1 pseudogene is annotated in these 316 nt (G+C 54.4%); it reads left to right on the top strand.

Going from position 1 to position 316, the window contains the following annotated elements:
- Positions 1–119: 119 nt before the first annotated feature.
- A pseudogene (locus tag MKZ87_RS28875) lies at positions 120–316 on the top strand (hypothetical protein); the annotation flags it as partial.

The following is a 316-nucleotide window of genomic DNA, read 5'->3' as shown; positions in this document are numbered from 1 at the left end:
AACTCCACAGGTGTCATCGCCCTGAGAAACGACCCGACGCCCGAGCTTGATCGTGTACCGAATTACCCGCTCGGTGAGGACCACCCCGGCGCCATTTACCTGCAACCAAAGGACAAGCGATGAGCACGCGACCCGCAGGCGCTACGAAGAACGGGATTTTTTCCCGCAATGATTATTTGGCGCCGTTGCCTGTTCCTACCGGGGAAAAGCCTTGTGATGTGCTCAACACCATCTGGCGTAAAAACGAGGTGTTTCTCGATATTGGTAACTACAGCATTGGCTCGGCAGTGATGGTGCTTTGGCCAATGGTGATGTT

The sequence above is a fragment of the Pseudomonas sp. MCal1 genome (genome assembly GCF_026341415.1).
GTDB lineage: Bacteria > Pseudomonadota > Gammaproteobacteria > Pseudomonadales > Pseudomonadaceae > Aquipseudomonas.
Note: the sequence above shows the minus strand (reverse complement) of the source record. Positions and strands in the feature narration are given on the sequence as shown.